Here is a 16,733-nt window from a genome sequence, read left to right as displayed (position 1 = left end):
AGGGTGGAGTTATGCCAGCACCGAGGAAGTACCCCCAGGAGCTGCGTGATCGGGCGCAGCGGTTGGTCGCGGAGGCGATGAGTGAGGATCCCTCGCTGTCGATGAACGCGGCAGTCAGGCGTATTGGCCCGAAGGTCGGGGTCGTGCCCGACACGTTGCGCGGTTGGATCCGCCGGGCGGAGATCGATGAGGGTCGCCGGCCCGGGACGACGACGCAGGACGCGGCCTCGATCAAGGCGTTGCAGGCCGAGGTTCGCGAGCTCAAGCGCGCCAACGAGATTCTGTTGGCGGCATCGTCTTTCTTCGCGCGGGAGCTCGACCCGCGACTGCCGTGGTGACCGCGTTCATCGACGCCCACCACGAGAGGTTCGGGGTCGTGCCGATCTGCAGGGTGCTCACCGAGCACGGCTGCCCGATCGCCCCGAGCACCTACTACGCCGCCCGGTCTCGTGGCCGCTCGGCACGCGCGGCCCGTGACGAGCTGGTCCTGGACGAGGTGTGCCGGGTCCACAAGGCCTCCCGGGGCGGGTTGTACGGGTCGCGGAAGTTCTACCACCAGTTGCGCCGCGAGGGCGTCACTGTGGCCGGGTCCCCGGTCGCGCGGTGCACCATCGAGCGGTTGATGAGAACCGCTGGGATGCAAGGAGTTCGACGCGATCGACGGGTCCGGACCACAATCCCACCTAGCGACAGCGCTGCGCGCCCAGCTGACCTGGTCAAACGGAACTTCACCGCGACCCGACCGAACGAGCTTTGGGTGGTCGACTTCACCTATTAGATTCAGCCCGCGGTTATGTGCAGTTCGGCTGGGTGAGGTCGACAACGTGCTGCGTGCTGGTGGCCCAACGGGCCAGCAGGGTCGCGATCGCTGCACGTAATCAGAGGTCTTGGAGGAAGGACAGGAGCTGGTCTCCGGGTTCGAAGCGCGCTGGGGCGGTCGCACGGCCTACGCCGCCGCGAATCCAGACGAACACACCGGCCCGAGGCGCCCGAGCCCTGACAGCCGGCCCGGTTGAGCGCGCCTCGAGCCACGTGAACGCACTGTTCTGCGGCGCGTCGGACGTTGCATAGGAGCGTCCTTCCGCCGCGTTCGACCACTACGCACCGCCGGAAGCTCGGCCGATTCTGCCAAGTAGCTCAACGGGCAGACCTTCCCGGAAGACAACAGCTTTCACTACAGGGCAGCACTCGACATCGTCGGCTTGTTCGTTGTCGTCCGATCTTGCTTTAAGACCCGATCAGTGTTCTTCGAGATCCCGTCTCAGAACTGTCTTTCACCGTCTACGACGCGGTAGTTCCCGTCGTTCTGCAGGATGAAAGACATGCCTGAGCGCTCGTCGTAGAGGCGAGGTGGGCGTTGAAGGTTCGGCAAAGGGCGACGGGTGGCAGAATCCCACGCACGTTTCACGACCCATACGCCGCCCTCTGCTGCTAACTCCACTGCGATGGCTCCAGCCACTGCAACAACCACTGCCGGGATGGGCATCAGAACCCGCCTTGCGCACCGAGTCGCGCGGTCCTATCCCGGCTTTCCCAGTCCACGAATCCCGGCACTGGCCCCGCACCACAGGTTGGACAGAACTTGCCCTCGAATCGAACATAGTGCCGCTCGGGGCAGAGCGAGCCACCAATACTGGGCTGCCACGCTGGTCCCGGTGGCTGGGGAGGTTCAGGCCGTTGGGGCTCGGGATTGATCTGCATCTTGACCTCCAGTGGCAGTAGCGAAGGCAACGCTACTCCTGCACCGCGGTCACCGCCATCATCTCGGCCGCGGATTTTCATGGGCCCACATAGGCTTCCTCGTCCTGCACTCCGGCGTTACAGAGGTAGCCCATTCCACCGCGTTCCGCGCAGCAAGTCTTCAATCGTTCCCCACTGACACTGGGGGTCTCAGCGGCTGGGACCGTCGGGGGCGGGGCCAGGCGGAGCAGGGCAGCGACGCTCTGGCCGCATCCGCTTCGGCTCGATCTGGGGCGGAGAGGTCGACGCAGTCCGCTGCTGGGGGTCGATCATGCGCCACCACAGTGACGCGGTCGCCTCGTCGTCCGGAAGCGGACCTTCGGTCGCGGCCTGCTCCAGCCGGTCGGGTACGTCGACGCCGGCCCTGTGCAGTCGGTCGAGACGCTCGGCCATCTGCGTCGTGAACCAGTCGCGGTGTCCGACGTGCTCGACGATTAGGCGCTCCCAGTGCCGGATGGCGTTGGGCATGTGACCACTGACTCGGCAGAGGAGGCCACGTGCGTAACGGCCAGCCACTCCCCCGGCATCCGGCGCCCCCACCGGGCGCAGGTCACTGTGGTCGACCCCTCGAGCGGCCCGCCACACGCTGAGGTCCGCGAGGAGCTCAGGGGCGATGTGGTCGGCGAGGGGCGCGGCCCACGGCTGCTCGATGGTGGCTCCCTGACGCACCTGGGCGGCCAGCGCCCGCACCCGTTCTCCGCGGGCGGTGAGGTAGCCGGCCCAGACGGGATCGGCGGCTAGCCGCTTGGGGATGGCGGGCAGCCACGGGAGGGGACCGCCTGCCGGTGCGCGGTCCAGACGCCAGAGCAGGACGGCGGCAGGGTTGTCCGCGTCGCCGAGCCCCCGGTAGGAGGACGCGTCGGCGAGCGCCTCGACGGCGTCGCGCCCATCGGCCTGGGTGAGGGTCAGGTGGGCACGCAGGCTGGGCCAGGCCGAGGCGTGCGTGAGGCCTGGGACCAGAGCCTCGGCAGCAGCCTCGATGCCATCACCCCAGCCGGGGCCCAGGAGCCTCTCGGCGCCGGCCAGGAGAGCGTCCTCGTACCTGACTGTCGCATCGTGAAGCAGCAGGGTCGGGTCAGCTGCTCGTGCCTTCTCGCTGGTCGCCGAGACCGCCGCACCGTCACGTGCGAGCACGCCCTGCAGGGTCTCGGTCTCGGTCGCGGTGGCCGGGCTGGTCGTCTCGATCAGCGGCAGGGTGTGCCCGTCCGTGTCAGCGGCGGACACGACGTGCACGTGGTTCTCGTGCCGGCCGCGGGTGAGCATGGTGTAGAGCAGCTGCCGGGACTCCTGGCCGGTGACGATGCCGTGGATGGTGTCGGCGGTGACCCCCTGCGCCCCGTGGACGGTCGCGGCATACCCGAGCTCGACGTGCTCGGCGACGTAGCCCGCCGGCAGCGTGGTCCGCAGCCCTGAGGTGAGGTGACGGACGCGCAGGGCTCGTCCTTCGACGGCGGTGACGGTCCACCGGTCACCGTTCTTGACCCAGTCGGTGCTGCCGACGCCCAGCCGTCGGTCGTTGCGCCGGGTGACGACGACGTCCCCGGCGGAGGCGTGAGTGCCGTCGGCGAGGATCACCTCGCGACCAGGGGTGGTGCTACCCAGCCGAGCCGCTCGCGCGCGGGTGTTGAGGCTGGCAACGAGCTCGCGGGTCGGTGCGAGCATGAGGCAGTCCCGCCCACTCGCACGGTCCCGGGACCAGGCGGCGAAGACGGCCTCGACGGAGGTGGCCATGTCCCCGACGTGCACCCGGCCCCGGTCTAGGTAGAAACCGAGTGCCGAGGGGTCCCCGGCCCGCAACGTCAGGGTCGCCTCGGCCTCGGCGGGGTCGGAGAACCGGACCACCTCAGTCAGACGCACGGCACCGTGGGTGGTGGCGATGTCACGCAGCACTCCGCCGGCGCCGACGGCGGCGAGCTGCTGGTCGTCGCCGATGAGACGGATCGAGGCGCCCCGGGCCAGGACGTGCGTGATCACGCGGTCAAGGGTGAGCGTGTCCGCCATACCCGCCTCGTCGACCACGACGAGGGAGTCGGGGCCGATCGCCTCGTCCAGCCAGGACCGGCGTCCGTGGTCGAGGTCGTGGACCAGCTTGGCCAGCGTCTCGGACGGTATGCCGGTCGCTCCGGCGAGCACGGTCGCGGCGGCCGCGGAGGGCGCGAGTCCGATCACCGGACCGACGTGGCCGCGCCACGCGTCAGCGAGGACCCGCACGGCTGTGGTCTTGCCGGAACCTGCCGGTGCCAGGACAAGCTGCACCCGGCGACCGCTGGAGGCCAGCGCCAGGACCAGGTCCGCCTGTCCTCGGTTGAGGTTTCTCCCCTGCAGGGAGGCCTCGAGCACCGCGAGCTGAGCGTCCTCACGGGCGAGTGCAGCACCGTCGGCCCGGGCGGCTGCCGAGGTGATCCGCTGCTCGGCCTCCAGGACCCGGAGGCTGGTGTAGTGGTCGCTGCCGGTATGGCGGTAGACGCTGGTGCCGTCGCTTCGACGCAGGCCTCCCGGCTCGGGGATGGGGTCGAGTTCGGGAGTGAGGTTGACCGAGCGCGCGACCGTCGCCGCGTCGATGACCCGCCCGACGACATCAGCGACCAGGCTTGGGTGCAGGCCCAGGCCGCGGACCTGGCGCTGCGCCTCGGCCTGCAAGTGCCAGACCTGCCAGGTGGCCCGCCGCGCCTCGACCTCGGCGACCACCCGCTGTGCCGCCTCGTGAACCCACTCCTCGGACACGTCATACGCCGGGCGTCCCTCCTGCCGCAGCACTGTCGTCACCATCTGCTGGATCCCCTCCGACCCGAGCACCCCGACCGCCTCGGCCCACCACGTGTCGCGTTGGGCTGCCAGAGATCGCGGCTCGTGCTTGGCCGCTCGGGTCTCGAGGTTGGCCCGCTGAGCCAGGGCGATCTGCTCCACCGGTGTCGGCGGTCGACCGTGCGCCTCCTGGAACTCCCGGGACAGCTCCTCTTGCCGGGCGGTGATGTCACTCCGGCGTCGGGACCAGAGCTCGCACAGCGTGCGGTCAACACCCTCAATCTCACGGACCGGTCGCCTGTCCCCGGTCCCGCCAGGCCGTTCGATGAAGCGGATGCCGAGGGAAGCACGCAGGTGAGACTCGATGGCTGTGTTGTAGGCCTCCGACGCGGCGACGACATGCTGGTGCAGCACCCGCCCGTAGATCGACAGCCACTTGCCTTCGACGGTCTGCACCTTGTTGGCGACCGCGACGTGGGTATGCAGGTCGGGATCGCCGTCCCGGGAGTCGCGGTGGGTGAAGGCTGCCGCGATGAGCCCCCTGGTCTCGACCTGACGTGCCCCACTCTTACCCTCCCGCGTGTACAGCACCTGGCGCTCGAGGAAGGCCAGCGCATCCTGCACCGCGGCATCGTGCGCCTCCGCGACCGCCTGGGCGATCTCTGGCGGGGCGATGGCCCACAGCGTCGACACCGACTTCACGGGGCTGAACGTCAGGTCATACCCGGCCACTGCCGTCCGCTGCGGCCGCGAGTACCGAGCCACCGCGGAGGCCAGCTCCCGAGCATTACGCGGCTCCCTCCCCTGCTCGCGGATGAAGTACTCCCGTGCCACCTCGCTGCGCGTGGCGGCGGCCTCGGTCTGTCGCTTCGCGGGCTCGGTCGAGCCGTCAGCTCGTGCCTCCAGCCGGCGGGCGACCTCCGCGTTGAACCCGCCGACGCCGTCGCTGCCGTATACCCGGTAGGCCGCACCCAGCGCCCCACCCGTCAACGGATGACGGCCCGCGCCGAACAGGTTGCGCATCTGCTCCGAGGTGACGCGGTCACCGGACCGGAGCCCGTCGATCCCGACCAGGCCGGAACCAAGCCAGCGACCGGGCGACTCACCCTTGGCCGCGTAGTAGTCCTCCAGCCCGCGGCGACCGATCTCGGTGTCGTCCCCCGCCGCGACCTGCCGGGTCAGGTACTCGTACCCCGACCCCGCAGACAGCTTGTGCAGCGTCATCGTCATGCCCCCCAAGGCCGAAGCCCGGCGGCGAGTGGCCATGGTTTGGGCCAGAATGAAAAAGGTGTGTGGCATGTGAGCGGGGCGAGAAGGGGTGGGAACGTCGGCGCTGAGGGTGGCACGGCGGCGTGCGCTGCTCACGAGGGTTGAAGTTGCACGTCGGGGCTCGGTCCGTGTTGGCGGGCGAGTTTGCAGGATCTTGGCGTGTCGGCCTTGGGCAGCGTGTGAAACCGAAGTGCGGCGGCGGTCGACTGGCTGAGTCGAGCATGAGCTCGGCGAGGATAGCGCCGGTCATGGTGGCGATGGTGTGCCGCGCGACGGCACGCTCTCCGAAGGCACCGGTGGCCGAGCTCCGCGAAGCGACAGTTGCTGGCGTTGGACCCACGACACACCACGACTCTGCCGAAGTCGCGGACGTCCCGCATCGCTCGTGGAGCTGCCGTACATGCCGAGGAGCCGTTGCGCGCCTAGCGTCGATGCGACCTTGACGGACGGCGTCACACCGGCTCCAGAATGGGCTATCGGGACTTGGGCGCACCGCGACTTGGAAGCTCACTCACGTGCCGAGGGTCGTGACATCGCTGTACCGCCGATGTGGGCGCTCTGGTTGGTCGGCATGATCATGCATTCGTGAGGATGAATATCCACCGTTGGTGGAGCGTCGGGCACCAGACCGAACCGTGGCGACCGACAGAACGCGCACGCGCGCGGCCCACACCTCGCACCCCGTTCGGATCTCGTAGGCCGTGTCCCACTCAGCGCCCCTTCACCGGGCTTTTTCTCGGGCGGGTCTTGTGGGACACCCGAACAAGGATGTGCTCGCTGACCTGCATCGTTCCCGTTCGGGGTGCCGCCTACGGAACCGCACGCGGTCGGGTCACGTGCGGGCTTGTGCGGCATAGCAGAGCCCCGGGGAGGTGACCAGCAGGGAACCCCGCAGTCATCCGAGGCGCCGTAGTGCAGTCTCTATAGCGACCTCGATCCGGGAAGTCATGCCGAGGACATCGACGCGACGGCGTCCAGCGACCTGACCTAGGATCCACTTCGGCTGGCTATCGTCGTGGTGCAGCAGCGCATACAGGTCCCACCACGGATCGAGGGTCACCCCGGCGATCGATTCATACAGCGACCGAAGCTGCTCCGCCCGCTCGGGTGAGTAGAGTGCCGCCACGTATCGCCGACAGTGGCCGAGGTCAACCGCACGTGCGCCCCGGTAAACGCCGTTCCAGTCGGTTAGCCCAGTGATCTTGCCGCGTGACCACAGCATGTTGACCGGCAGGAAGTCGCCGTGCAGAAACACGGCGGTGTGCTTGGGTGGTGGCGACGCCATGGCATCAAACGCTGCCCTCCACACGGCCGGCTTCTGAGCACCGGTCGGCACCTTAAGCGCGGCCAGAGGAGCGATCCAGGAATCCGTCCAGGGTCTGAATGTCTCCGCGGGCAAGTTGAGGGAATGCAGCAATACGGCAAGTTCCGCAATCCTCGTCATCCACGACCGAGGGTCCACCGGGTTGAGGTCAACATGCCCCGGCAACCGCGTCATCAGCAACGATGGCGCGCCTCCCGTCGAAGCACCGGCAGCATCAGTGGCCAGGATGCTCGGGACCGGGAGCCCGCTTTCCGCCACCACGCCAAGGTTGGCGATCTCCGTCTCCAAGCTCTCCTGCAGGCCGAGCCCGCCTGGGTACTGCCGCAGGACGACGAACCTGCGTCGGCCATGTCGCTCGACGGTCACCCGATGCACGGCGGATGAGACGCCACCGGTCATGCGGCGATAGCCAACGACGCGCGTGCCCTGACCCATCGATGCCGCAACCCACCCGAGGGTCTCCGCGCAAGGCCGACGCTGCCTGAAGCCGTCATCCCTCCAGTCGCCGTCGGCCATGAGCCGAGGCTAGTCCGTAGCCGCGCCGCTGCGCGGGCGGTCGGGTAACACCACAGGCTCGTCAACCGCCTCCGTAAGCCGATCGCACGCGGGCAGGTCTGAACCACCTTGCCCTTCGGGGCGAGGGCCGGCAGCAGCTGGACGACCTTCGCGCCCAGTGCCCCGCGCATGGCTGGCGCGAATTGTTCGCTGACCGATACCCCCATGCCGGTGGACCGCAACATGCGGCGCTCTTCATTGAGAACATCGAGGGTTTCGAGGTCGAGGTCGTCACCGACTGAAAGTACGACTCTGCCCGGGAGAGCGGCCGCAGACTACTACTGCCGGATTGCGTTCGTACAGGCTCGCGGCGGTCCGCTCATTGAGATGGATGGGTACCCTCGGCCTGTGTGCCGGCCCGCGCGGCACAGCGGCAGCTACGTTGTTTCCATGCCGATCGTCGACGTCACCCACAGTGCGCAAGTAGCGGAGGAGCAGCTCGCTCGGCTCGCTCAAGCCCTGCCCCACGCGGTCTCGGTCGCAGTCGAGTGCCCAGAGGAGCCGTACGACGAGGTGCTCCGGCCGGGCGACGTCGAGGTCCGCTTTCGACGGAGAGGGCCTTACGACATCAGCGGTCTCGATATCGTGGTCGAGGTGCGCTCAAAGTGGTTCCCGAGCCGGGCAGAGACACGGCAAGAGAGATGCGAACAACTCTGCGACATGGTTACGCAAGCGGCCGGGCTGTCCAGCGTCGGGGTCTACCTCTCCTTACCGGTCGCGGCTTGGGCGCAAGGCGAGTAGCGCCGCGGTATACCCCGACATGCCCGCACAGCGATCCTTCACCGGGACGGAGGCCAGCAGCGGCAGGAGGAGCAAGCGTCGCGTTGGGGTACACCACGCGCAACCGATCTGTGGCGAAAGGCCTTGACCTCAGATCGACCGTCACCGGCCAGCCCGAGCAGCGATTGCTCTACAGCATGCCGATCGGCTCGCGGCAGATGCGGACGTTTGCAGCGTGAGGCTCCGGGGATAGGTTGAGAATCATTCATCGGCCCTCGGGGCGCTCCACAACTCTTTGAAGCTCAGGCCATACATCGACTTTGCGATTCCAGCGGCACATACGGTGACGCCAGCGAGGATAGCCAGTGCAATGACGATCGCTTGGCGCTGCGTAAAGAAGACTAGGACGAGGAACACCAGGCAGATGAGCACCCCGAACCGGAAGACCCATCTAGCCGTAGTCATCCCCGCCTCTCTTTCCATCGGATCAACGTTGTCAGTGTCGCAGCATCACGCTGTCGTGGACAGCAGAGAGTCCCCGGCTGGCCCGACCCTGGACGCGGCAGATCCGGTAATCCGGTGATTACGTACCCAACCAGGAGGGACTCGTCGGCCCTCAGCGGCTAGAATGAGGTCACCCCTCCTGGCGTCTTGCCGGAGGGTTTTTTCATGACCCCAACCATTTCGGGCAACCTCTACCACCGACCGGCCATGACCGTTCGCGGAGACGCGCTCTTGCCCTTGAACATGCTCCGGCAGCGCCACCCGGACCTTTACGAACTCCACCGAGCCAAGTACCAGAGCACGCCCGGCGTGCTCACCCAGAGGGTCGAGCCACTGGGATGCACGTGGAGCGACGTCGTTTTCCTCTCCCCTGTACACCCGGCACCGCTGTTCGAGGCCCTTCGACGCTCCGGAAGGACCGTCCCCGACCGCCAACCCTGGGTCTTGCCAGCTGATCGGCTCGATCCCAGCAGCACCGTTATCCGGCTCATGCGCGCCGGCGCCAACGGACACACCCCTGAGCCCTACGACGGAGACGACTACCTACCGTTGACAACAGCGACCCTCCGAGCGGTCGACCGCGTCACCATCAACGCCGTGCAACGCCTCGAATCCCTCCGCCCCGGCGACCCCTGGCTACCCTGGGTCGACGTGCCCCACGTGCTTCACCGAGGCCACATCCCCTTGACCTGGTTCACCTCCACTCCGCTGTGAACGGTGTGCGGCACGAGCGTGTGTCGCAGCGATCTGTCGGTGGTCCGGCTAGCGTCGTCTCACATGATCACCGTCCCTGCCACGTCCGCTGACCTTGACTGGAGCGTCAGCGTTCTCGCGCGCCGCCGGGAGCCCCTGGTCGAGTACGCGCCCATCTTCTGGCGGGCAGCCCCGGACGCCGGGGCAAGCCATCGTGCCTTCATTGAGTCCTTGTTGACCGAGGGAGGCGCCCGCGCTTATCGTACGACGGCTTCGGTTCTTATCGCCGCACCGCGAGGTGATGGCTGGCTCATCGACGACGCCTTCGTTGAGGGCAAGCATTGGGCCTGCGGGGATGGCCGCGACCTGTGGGCGGCCTTTGCCGCGGAGGGCCACGGCTCCCAAGTGCGGTTCGTGTGCCCGACCTATGAGAAGGACAGGGCCGACTTCGCTCGCGCGGTCGGTCTCGCCGTTGCCGAGTCGTGGTGGCTGATGGAATTGCCCGGCTCTGGTGGTGGCGAGTCAGGCGTCAACGTCCCACTGTCCGGAGCGGACGCGATCACCGTTGGCGCACCACCGGTATACGCACCACCTGGACCCATCCTGTTCCTGCCCGCTGCCGCCGATGCCGACACAGCTCTCCCTGCTGCAGTCGCCAAGGCACCGGAGTTGGGTTGCGCCGCGATCGTGGTCAACCAGAAGGCGGGCGACCGCGACCTGGCCAACTCACTCATCAGCCATGGATTCCGACGGCACTGTGACTACTACACGGGCATCGTCCGCTCGATCTGATCCCCGAGTCACGCCCGTTCACCCGGAACGAGCGACCGGCGGCACTTGCGTGCATTCCTCTACCACGCGGCTTTCGTCTACGGTGCATACGTGCTGGACCACGAGGAAATCGTTCGTCTGTACGGGCCTTGGCTAGCCCGGACTGCGCAAGATGCAGCGGAACTGTTCCAGGGGTACGAGGGCCCCTGGTGGATTGCCGGAGGGTGGGCCATCGAGGCGTTCACCAACGTTCCGCGTCCCCACGACGATGTAGACCCCAGTGTCCTTCGTTCCGACGTCGCTGCGCTGCACCACCACTTGTGTGGGCGGCTCGATGTCTGGCAGGCGGATAGCGGAGCCCTCAGGCCGATGGTCAATCAGACAGACTCGCTATCGGCGACCTGCGAGAACCTCTGGCTGCGGGCCAGCGGGGCGGACCCCTGGGAGTACGACGTCATCCTCATGGACGCGACGTCGACGACCTGGACCTACAAGCGCGATGGCCGCATCACTCTTCCCCTCGAAGAGATCGTCTGGGAACGCGATGGCATCCCCTATCTTCGTCCGGAGGTTCAGCTTCTCCACAAAGCTCCGGGACTCAGGGACAAGGACCAGACCGACTTCGATGTGTGCGAGCCCCTCCTTGGACCCAGCCCTCGAACGTGGCTGCGCGAGGCGCTAAGCACCGCCCACCCAGGCCACCCATGGCTCGCGCACCTCTAGACCCGCCCATCGGCTACTAGGGCAAGAGACCCCGCACAGACCCACACATCCCGGCCTCCGTTGCCGTGGTCCTCAAAACCTCCGGTCCGGTGAGGATCCCTCTGCGGTTTGCCCGCGACGGCTGTCATGTGTCGTCCTCGACGGTTCTGACCGGGACCCAGCCCTGCCGGCCACTGCTGGACCGGCACCAAAGCCAACCGCTGATGACGTCCTCGGTGAGGACGTCGAGCACCTCGCCGACCCGGGTGGCCAGCTCGGTGGTGTCGTACGCCGTCTGCGCGACGACCGGCCCGGAGGACTGGGACAGATGTCGTGCCGGCACCCACCCGGTGCCGTGCGCCGCAGTGACGAACACGAACTCGGGCCACTCGGAGTCGTGCACACCTGCCTGCACCTCGTCCCCGACGGTCAACTGCAGCGGAGCTCGATCAGGGATCTCATGCGCCGTCCGTGCGGTAACTCGCTTCACCAGAGCGAGCCTGCCAGCGCTCACTGACACCCGCTCGACCGGTGCCGCAGCACGTTCGTCCTGCGGGACGGTGCCGCGCGGACGAACCGACGCCCGCTGCATACCGCCCAGAATGGGTCACCGGCGCGTACGGTGGTGCGCGCACCCCCGGTCTCAGCCCACCAGAGGGGGCCGTGACATCGCGACTCCGCCGGGTTGCGGATGTTTCGAGGCTCTACCTTTCCGCCCGCCACGCGGCGTTCAGCGTCAGGTGGATGCCAGTTGCATCGCATCCAGGACGTGGCACAGGCCGGCGCCTGGGCGCAGAGCCCCACCCGCCACGGCGTGCCGGACGGGGTCGTCCGCGTGGCGGAGTCGCAACGGCCGGTTCGCAGGCCCTCACCTCACCAAGCAGCATCACGCCGGCCTGAAAAGACCCTGTTGCAGAACTCGTGGACGAGACTGTAACAATGCCTGGGTGCCACGAGTCGCTCGTTCGCCCATCTGCGGCGATTCCGCGTGGGAGTCAATCGAGCGCGGCTTGACTGCGCGCGGAGTACCTCGACCCTTAAGCCAAGAACTCCGCGGCCTGCTGAATGGAAGTTTCGACGGTCTTCTGTTGTACGGAAGCTGGAGCCGGGGGGACGCAGACGCCGACTCGGACCTCGACGTTATGGTTCTCAACTTCGCGGGCGTCGAAACCGCCCATAGTGGCCGCGTCAATGTAACCCAGCTTGGCCTATCAGAGGTAAAACAACTTTCGGGGACATTGTTCGGCTACCACCTAGTGCGGGATGGGCGGGTTCTGTACGACATCGGCGGTCAACTGGCGGCTGCTCTGGAGTTCGTCAGGGCCCCGGGGGAGGGCCAAGTAATCGGTCGTGTTCGCTCCCTTACGTCCGTCCTCGACATCTCTAGCCAGGACCGCGAGAGATATATCGAAGGGCTCACCAAAGTGGCTCGTTACTTGCTTCGCTCGGCGCTGTACGCGGAAGCCCTCGACCAAGGGGATCCGTGCTTCTCCGTACGGGAAATTGCGGCCCGCAAGCGGGATCCCCAACTGGTGGCCATCCTCTCCTCGCACGTCACCGTCCGTCCGTCGGCCAGCGAAGAAGTGCTGGACGATCTGAAAAGGCGACTCGAAGCGGTGATTGGACCGCTTCAACCCAACCCTCATGGGGACTTACATGGTCTGATCGAACGGACGTGGAGGACGAACCGCGACCTCTCGAACTTCGCCACCCTCGCCCTTTCTGAGGGCACGGACGAGTTGCCGTACGACGAGCTACCCAGAGTCACCCTATGATGGACCGGTACGCGTTCATCGGGGATGTTCACGGCGCCTTGCGTCCGCTGATCGCGGCGGTCGAGCACGCCCAGCACGTCGCGGAGTCCATTGTTCTGCTTGGTGACTACGTGAATCGAGGCGAGCAATCCCGGGAGGTTCTCGATTTCCTCCTCCAGGCGGAGACCAGGCTCGCAGGTCGAATTCACTTCCTGGCCGGTCATCACGACCTAGCGTTTCTGGGCGCGCTCGACCACGGCCGTGAAGATGCGTTCCTTCGGATGGGGGGCGCCGCAACCCTGAGCAGCTATCCCTACTTCGGCGCCAACGGAACTCGGCTCGACCTGCGCGAGCGAGTCCCGCCCCCTCACGTCAAGTTTCTGCGGTGCCTTGAAAGCTCGTTCGTCACCGACGAATGTGTTGCCTTCCATGACCAAGCCGACGCGCCACCGCTTAAGATCGGGCAGTTCGGCGTGTTCGGCCACCGCCCGATCCTTGGCAACCGGCCATACATCGCCAAGGACTTTGCCCTCATTGATACGGGGTGTGGCACGCTGCCGGACGGACGGCTCACATGCTTCCAATGGCCCAGCAGAGATTGGATTCAGACGGGCTGAAGGGCCCCCAAGAGGTCGTCTAGGTCACGCTGGAGCCAAGGTTCCGCTACTTCCTCAAGAAGGGATGCAACATCGTTCGCCAGAACACGCGCGGACGGCAAGTCACCTTGTTGGCGAGCGCTCTCTGCCTCTAGCCAAGTGACCACCACCCGTCCCACGGCGTCGCCAGTCTCGTCGACAAGGGTCGCCGCGGCATCGATGTGAGGACGCGCGTCCTCTGGTCGCTCCCGCTGGAGTAGAGACCGCGCCCAGAGCCCGTGCACGATACTCATGCCCTTCTTATTATGCAGGCGTTCGTTCGCCTGCCGCGCCGCCTCTAGGGCGCCGTCAGCCTCCTCGTCTCGGGCGAGTCGGATCAGGGCCTCCGCCTGGCCTGCATACGCGTTGGCGGGAAGGTGCGGGTCTCCGTCAGCTGGACTTAAGAGTCGAAGGGCTCCGCAGAAGCGTGCGAGCGCCTCCTCGAATTCTCCTCGGCCCAGATGATACCTGCCAATGTTGATCTCCGACTGCGCTCTATCGTCAACACTTCCGAACTCGGCGCGAATCCTCGCGACCTGCTCGAACTGCTCGAGAGCACCGTCTGAAGCACCAGCACGCATCAGCGAAATTCCGTAGTTGTCGAGGGCGTAGCACTTCTCCGAGGGGACCGGATCGCGTGACTGCTCTGCGGTATCAACCGCCTCCTGCAAGGTGGCGACCGATTCCGACAGCTTACCGAGTTGGCGCTGGATCACGCCGATATTAGACATGGCACGGACACGCAGGCCTACTGCCCTTGACCCTCGATTTACCAGAAGTTGAGGATCTTGGACTACCCGGCGGTTAAGGGCCATGGCTTGTTCGAGTCGACCGGTACGACGCATGAACTGACCGAACTCAAGCAAACTCTCAGGCTCCCCGGTCTCAGTTGCGCCGGCAAACGCCGCTTCGGCTTGTACACGCAGGCCGTCTGCTGCAAGCGTTCTCGCCGACTCGAGCAGGTCCGCGTGTTCACGTGTCCTGGCTCCCGCCGTATCAACACTCGCCTGAGGAATCTCGACTTTGCGAGGAACCTTGGCTCCATCGTCATCGAGCCACGCGCGCATCTTGCGCTCTACGATTCTGCGTAGGCTTTCATCCGAGTCGAAAGTTTCGTACATCAGACTCTTCGACGCCTCAAGGCGGGCTCGGAAGTCGAGGACAGCCTTGAGTTGGGGCCCGGCATCGGGAATCCGCTCAGGATCGACTGTCTTGAAAAGCACCAAGACGTCGCGCATCGGGCGGTCGCCGTCTGCGAGTAGGTTGAGCGCGCGGAAAAACTCTTCCTCAGTTCCGGATGAGAATGTGTCGTCATTGTTAGGAGGTGAGCCCCACTTGTCGTACAGCAGCATCAAGAGGTAGTCGCACTCATCGAGGTTGGGGTTGATGAGGTCCTGCGGCCGTCCCACGCCCCCCGGCACGTCCTCCCACGCATGAACGTAGAAGAACAGGCGTTCAGCGACAGCCCGCGACTCGTTGTGCTGGCGGAACACATCTCGGCAACGGCTCCGCTCCGGGCCGAGGCCGCCCGGCGAGGCGAGGAAGATCTGGCGGCATGAAACCTGGATCGGCATGTACGTACTCTATTGCGGAGGAGTCCTAGCCCTGGGTTACTCCCCGTTCCGACGGGCGTACAGCACTCATCCGCACATGCGCGGTGAGGTTGACCCCGTTGGGTGGACATCCTGACCGCCAGGTTTTGGCCTGGCAGGAGAGGATGCCCTCATGGGTGCCAAGAGGAAGAGTTACACCCCGAAGTACCGGCAGGATGCCGCTCACCTGGTGATCGACACCGGACGCACGATCGTCGAGGTCGCTGGTGAGATCGGTGTCGGGCAGCAGTTGCTGGGACGGTGGGTGGCGATCGAGCGGTCCCGGATGGACGACCCGCCCGACGCGATCGATATCAACGAGCGGGCCGAGTTGGAGCGGTTGCGCCGCGAGGTGGCCGAGCTGCGGATGGACCGGGAGTTCCTGAAAAAAGCGGCGGCCTTCTTCGCCACGGAGAACTCGAGCCCGAGCGGGCGTTCGAGGTGATCGAGGCGGAGAAGGCCACCTACGACGTGACGAGGATGGTCGACCTGCTGGAGGTGTCGCGCTCGGGCTACTACGCCTGGGCCGCCCGGCAAGGTGCCGAGCCGGAGCCACGCGCCGCGCGGCGGGCCGACCTGACGGTCAAGATCAAGGTTGCCCACGACGCGTCCGACGGGGTCAACGGTGCTCCACGGATCCTGGCCGACTTGCGCGAGGCTGGTGAGGTCATCTCCCGCAAGACGGTCGCTAAGCTCATGCGCGCCAACGAGATCCGTGGGATCAGCCCGCGGCCTTGGCGTCCGGTGACGACCCTGCCGGATGCCGCCACGCACTCGATCCCGGACCTGGTCGAGCGCCGGTTCGACCGCGGTGAGTTGAATGCCGTGTGGACCTCCGACATCACCTACCTGGCCACCGGAGAAGGCTGGCTCTACCTGTGCGCGGTCCGGGACGGGTGCTCCCGCCGGGTGCTCGGGTACGCCTTTGCTGACAGCCTGCACACCGACGTCGTGGAGACCGCGCTACGCCGCGCGGTGACGTTCCGGGACGGGGACACCACCGGCACGATCTTCCATGCGGATCGGGGCTGTCAGTACACCTCGGCTCAGCTCGCCGAGGCCGCTGTGGACCTGAGCGTGCGCCTGTCCGTGGGAAGGACCGGGGTGTGCTGGGACAACGCCCAGATCGAGAGCTTCTGGTCGACGCTGAAGACCGAGTTCTACGACAGGCATGACTTCGCCACCCACGCTGAGGCGATCACCGCCGTCAGCACCTGGATCGAGACCGTCTACAACCGCCGCCGACGCCACAGCGCCCTCGGCCAGATCAGCCCGGTAGCCTTCGAGCACCGACTCAGCACAGCGGTCGATCAAGCCGCTTAACCGATGTCCACGAAACGGGGTCAACCCCAGCGGGCCGGTTGCCAAGCCTGCCGCGTGTTGAGGTGCTCATACCGCGGGCTCAGCCCAGACTGACGCGCACGAGGCGCGCGCAGCTTGTGGAAGGCCAACCTCGCACGCCCGTGTCACGGTCGACCTGAAGGGCCGGGAGGGCGTGTTGAACCTCTGGCAGGCATCCCGTTCTCGAAGGTGAGAGGGGCCCCGACGCTTGTCGGGGCCCCTCTGCTCGCAACCTCAAGGTAGGGGGCGTGCTGCCAATACACCAGCGCCGTACGCCCACACGGATTCCATCACGTACTGCCAAAACTTGCGTCCTGACCACTGTGACCGCCAGGCGGACACCTTGTTGTACAACTTCCTCAGCATGTGTGCGCCCATAATGGACCTC

Annotated in this window: 13 protein-coding genes and 1 other annotated feature; of the genes, 9 read left to right on the top strand and 4 right to left on the bottom strand. The window is 66.4% G+C overall.

Going from position 1 to position 16,733, the window contains the following annotated elements; translation table 11 throughout:
- Positions 1–11: 11 nt before the first annotated feature.
- Both FNH13_RS09685 and FNH13_RS09680 read left to right on the top strand, forming a co-directional pair.
- Entirely contained in the window at positions 12–338 is a 327-nt protein-coding gene (locus tag FNH13_RS09685; protein WP_143783253.1) for a transposase, read from the top strand.
- Positions 293–424 (top strand) — a sequence feature (AL1L pseudoknot). Its footprint overlaps the gene before it by 46 nt.
- Entirely contained in the window at positions 335–778 is a 444-nt protein-coding gene (locus FNH13_RS09680) for an IS3 family transposase (RefSeq protein ID WP_165700077.1), read from the top strand. Its footprint overlaps the feature before it by 90 nt. The genes FNH13_RS09685 and FNH13_RS09680 overlap by 4 nt, the downstream gene beginning before the upstream one ends.
- 1,112 nt (positions 779–1,890) lie before the next feature.
- On the opposite strand, the gene mobF is transcribed toward FNH13_RS09680, so the two are convergent.
- Positions 1,891–5,709, bottom strand: a complete 3,819-nt coding sequence (mobF, locus tag FNH13_RS09675) for a MobF family relaxase (protein ID WP_165700076.1) — start codon at positions 5,707–5,709, stop codon at positions 1,891–1,893.
- Positions 5,710–6,649: 940 nt separating this feature from the next.
- Positions 6,650–7,594: a phosphotransferase family protein gene (locus FNH13_RS09670; RefSeq protein ID WP_143783250.1), complete on the bottom strand. Its 945-nt coding sequence runs from the start codon at positions 7,592–7,594 to the stop codon at positions 6,650–6,652.
- Positions 7,595–8,023: 429 nt separating this feature from the next.
- Between FNH13_RS09670 and FNH13_RS09660 the strand changes: the two genes are divergently transcribed.
- From FNH13_RS09660 to FNH13_RS09645, 4 genes are all read left to right on the top strand, one after another.
- Positions 8,024–8,374, top strand: coding sequence for a hypothetical protein (locus tag FNH13_RS09660; protein WP_143783249.1), 351 nt, complete (start codon positions 8,024–8,026; stop codon positions 8,372–8,374).
- 648 nt (positions 8,375–9,022) lie between these two features.
- Positions 9,023–9,571 (top strand): hypothetical protein, encoded by a 549-nt coding sequence (locus FNH13_RS09655; RefSeq protein WP_143783248.1) that lies wholly within the window; start codon positions 9,023–9,025, stop codon positions 9,569–9,571.
- 63 nt (positions 9,572–9,634) lie between these two features.
- Complete coding sequence (locus FNH13_RS09650; protein ID WP_143783247.1) at positions 9,635–10,342, top strand: hypothetical protein; 708 nt, start codon at positions 9,635–9,637, stop codon at positions 10,340–10,342.
- A 90-nt stretch (positions 10,343–10,432) separates the two neighbouring features.
- On the top strand, positions 10,433–11,044 hold the full coding sequence (locus FNH13_RS09645; RefSeq protein WP_202878741.1) for a hypothetical protein: 612 nt from the start codon (positions 10,433–10,435) through the stop codon (positions 11,042–11,044).
- Between the two features lie 124 nt (positions 11,045–11,168).
- Here the strand turns inward: FNH13_RS09645 and FNH13_RS09640 are convergent, their stop codons facing one another.
- Positions 11,169–11,513: an SH3 domain-containing protein gene (locus tag FNH13_RS09640; protein WP_143783246.1), complete on the bottom strand. Its 345-nt coding sequence runs from the start codon at positions 11,511–11,513 to the stop codon at positions 11,169–11,171.
- A 598-nt stretch (positions 11,514–12,111) separates the two neighbouring features.
- Between FNH13_RS09640 and FNH13_RS09635 the strand changes: the two genes are divergently transcribed.
- Complete coding sequence (locus FNH13_RS09635) at positions 12,112–12,798, top strand: nucleotidyltransferase family protein (protein WP_143783245.1); 687 nt, start codon at positions 12,112–12,114, stop codon at positions 12,796–12,798.
- Positions 12,795–13,394: a metallophosphoesterase gene (locus tag FNH13_RS09630; protein WP_143783244.1), complete on the top strand. Its 600-nt coding sequence runs from the start codon at positions 12,795–12,797 to the stop codon at positions 13,392–13,394. Before FNH13_RS09635 ends, FNH13_RS09630 begins: the two co-directional genes overlap by 4 nt.
- Here FNH13_RS09630 and FNH13_RS09625 read toward each other — a convergent pair.
- A complete protein-coding gene (locus FNH13_RS09625; RefSeq protein ID WP_143783243.1) occupies positions 13,382–14,986 on the bottom strand; it encodes a DUF4062 domain-containing protein in 1,605 nt (534 codons plus the stop codon). The genes FNH13_RS09630 and FNH13_RS09625 overlap by 13 nt on opposite strands.
- A gap of 151 nt (positions 14,987–15,137) precedes the next feature.
- Here FNH13_RS09625 and FNH13_RS09620 point away from each other — a divergent pair.
- A protein-coding gene (locus FNH13_RS09620; protein ID WP_143783242.1) for an IS3 family transposase occupies positions 15,138–16,327 on the top strand; the annotation gives its coding sequence in 2 pieces (ribosomal slippage) (positions 15,138–15,390 and positions 15,390–16,327; 1,191 coding nt in all).
- The last annotated feature ends 406 nt before the right edge of the window (positions 16,328–16,733 follow it).

Origin of the sequence: Ornithinimicrobium ciconiae, from assembly GCF_007197575.1 — a bacterium.
GTDB lineage: Bacteria > Actinomycetota > Actinomycetes > Actinomycetales > Dermatophilaceae > Ornithinicoccus > Ornithinicoccus ciconiae.
This window is presented reverse-complemented; position numbering and strand designations above follow the sequence as displayed.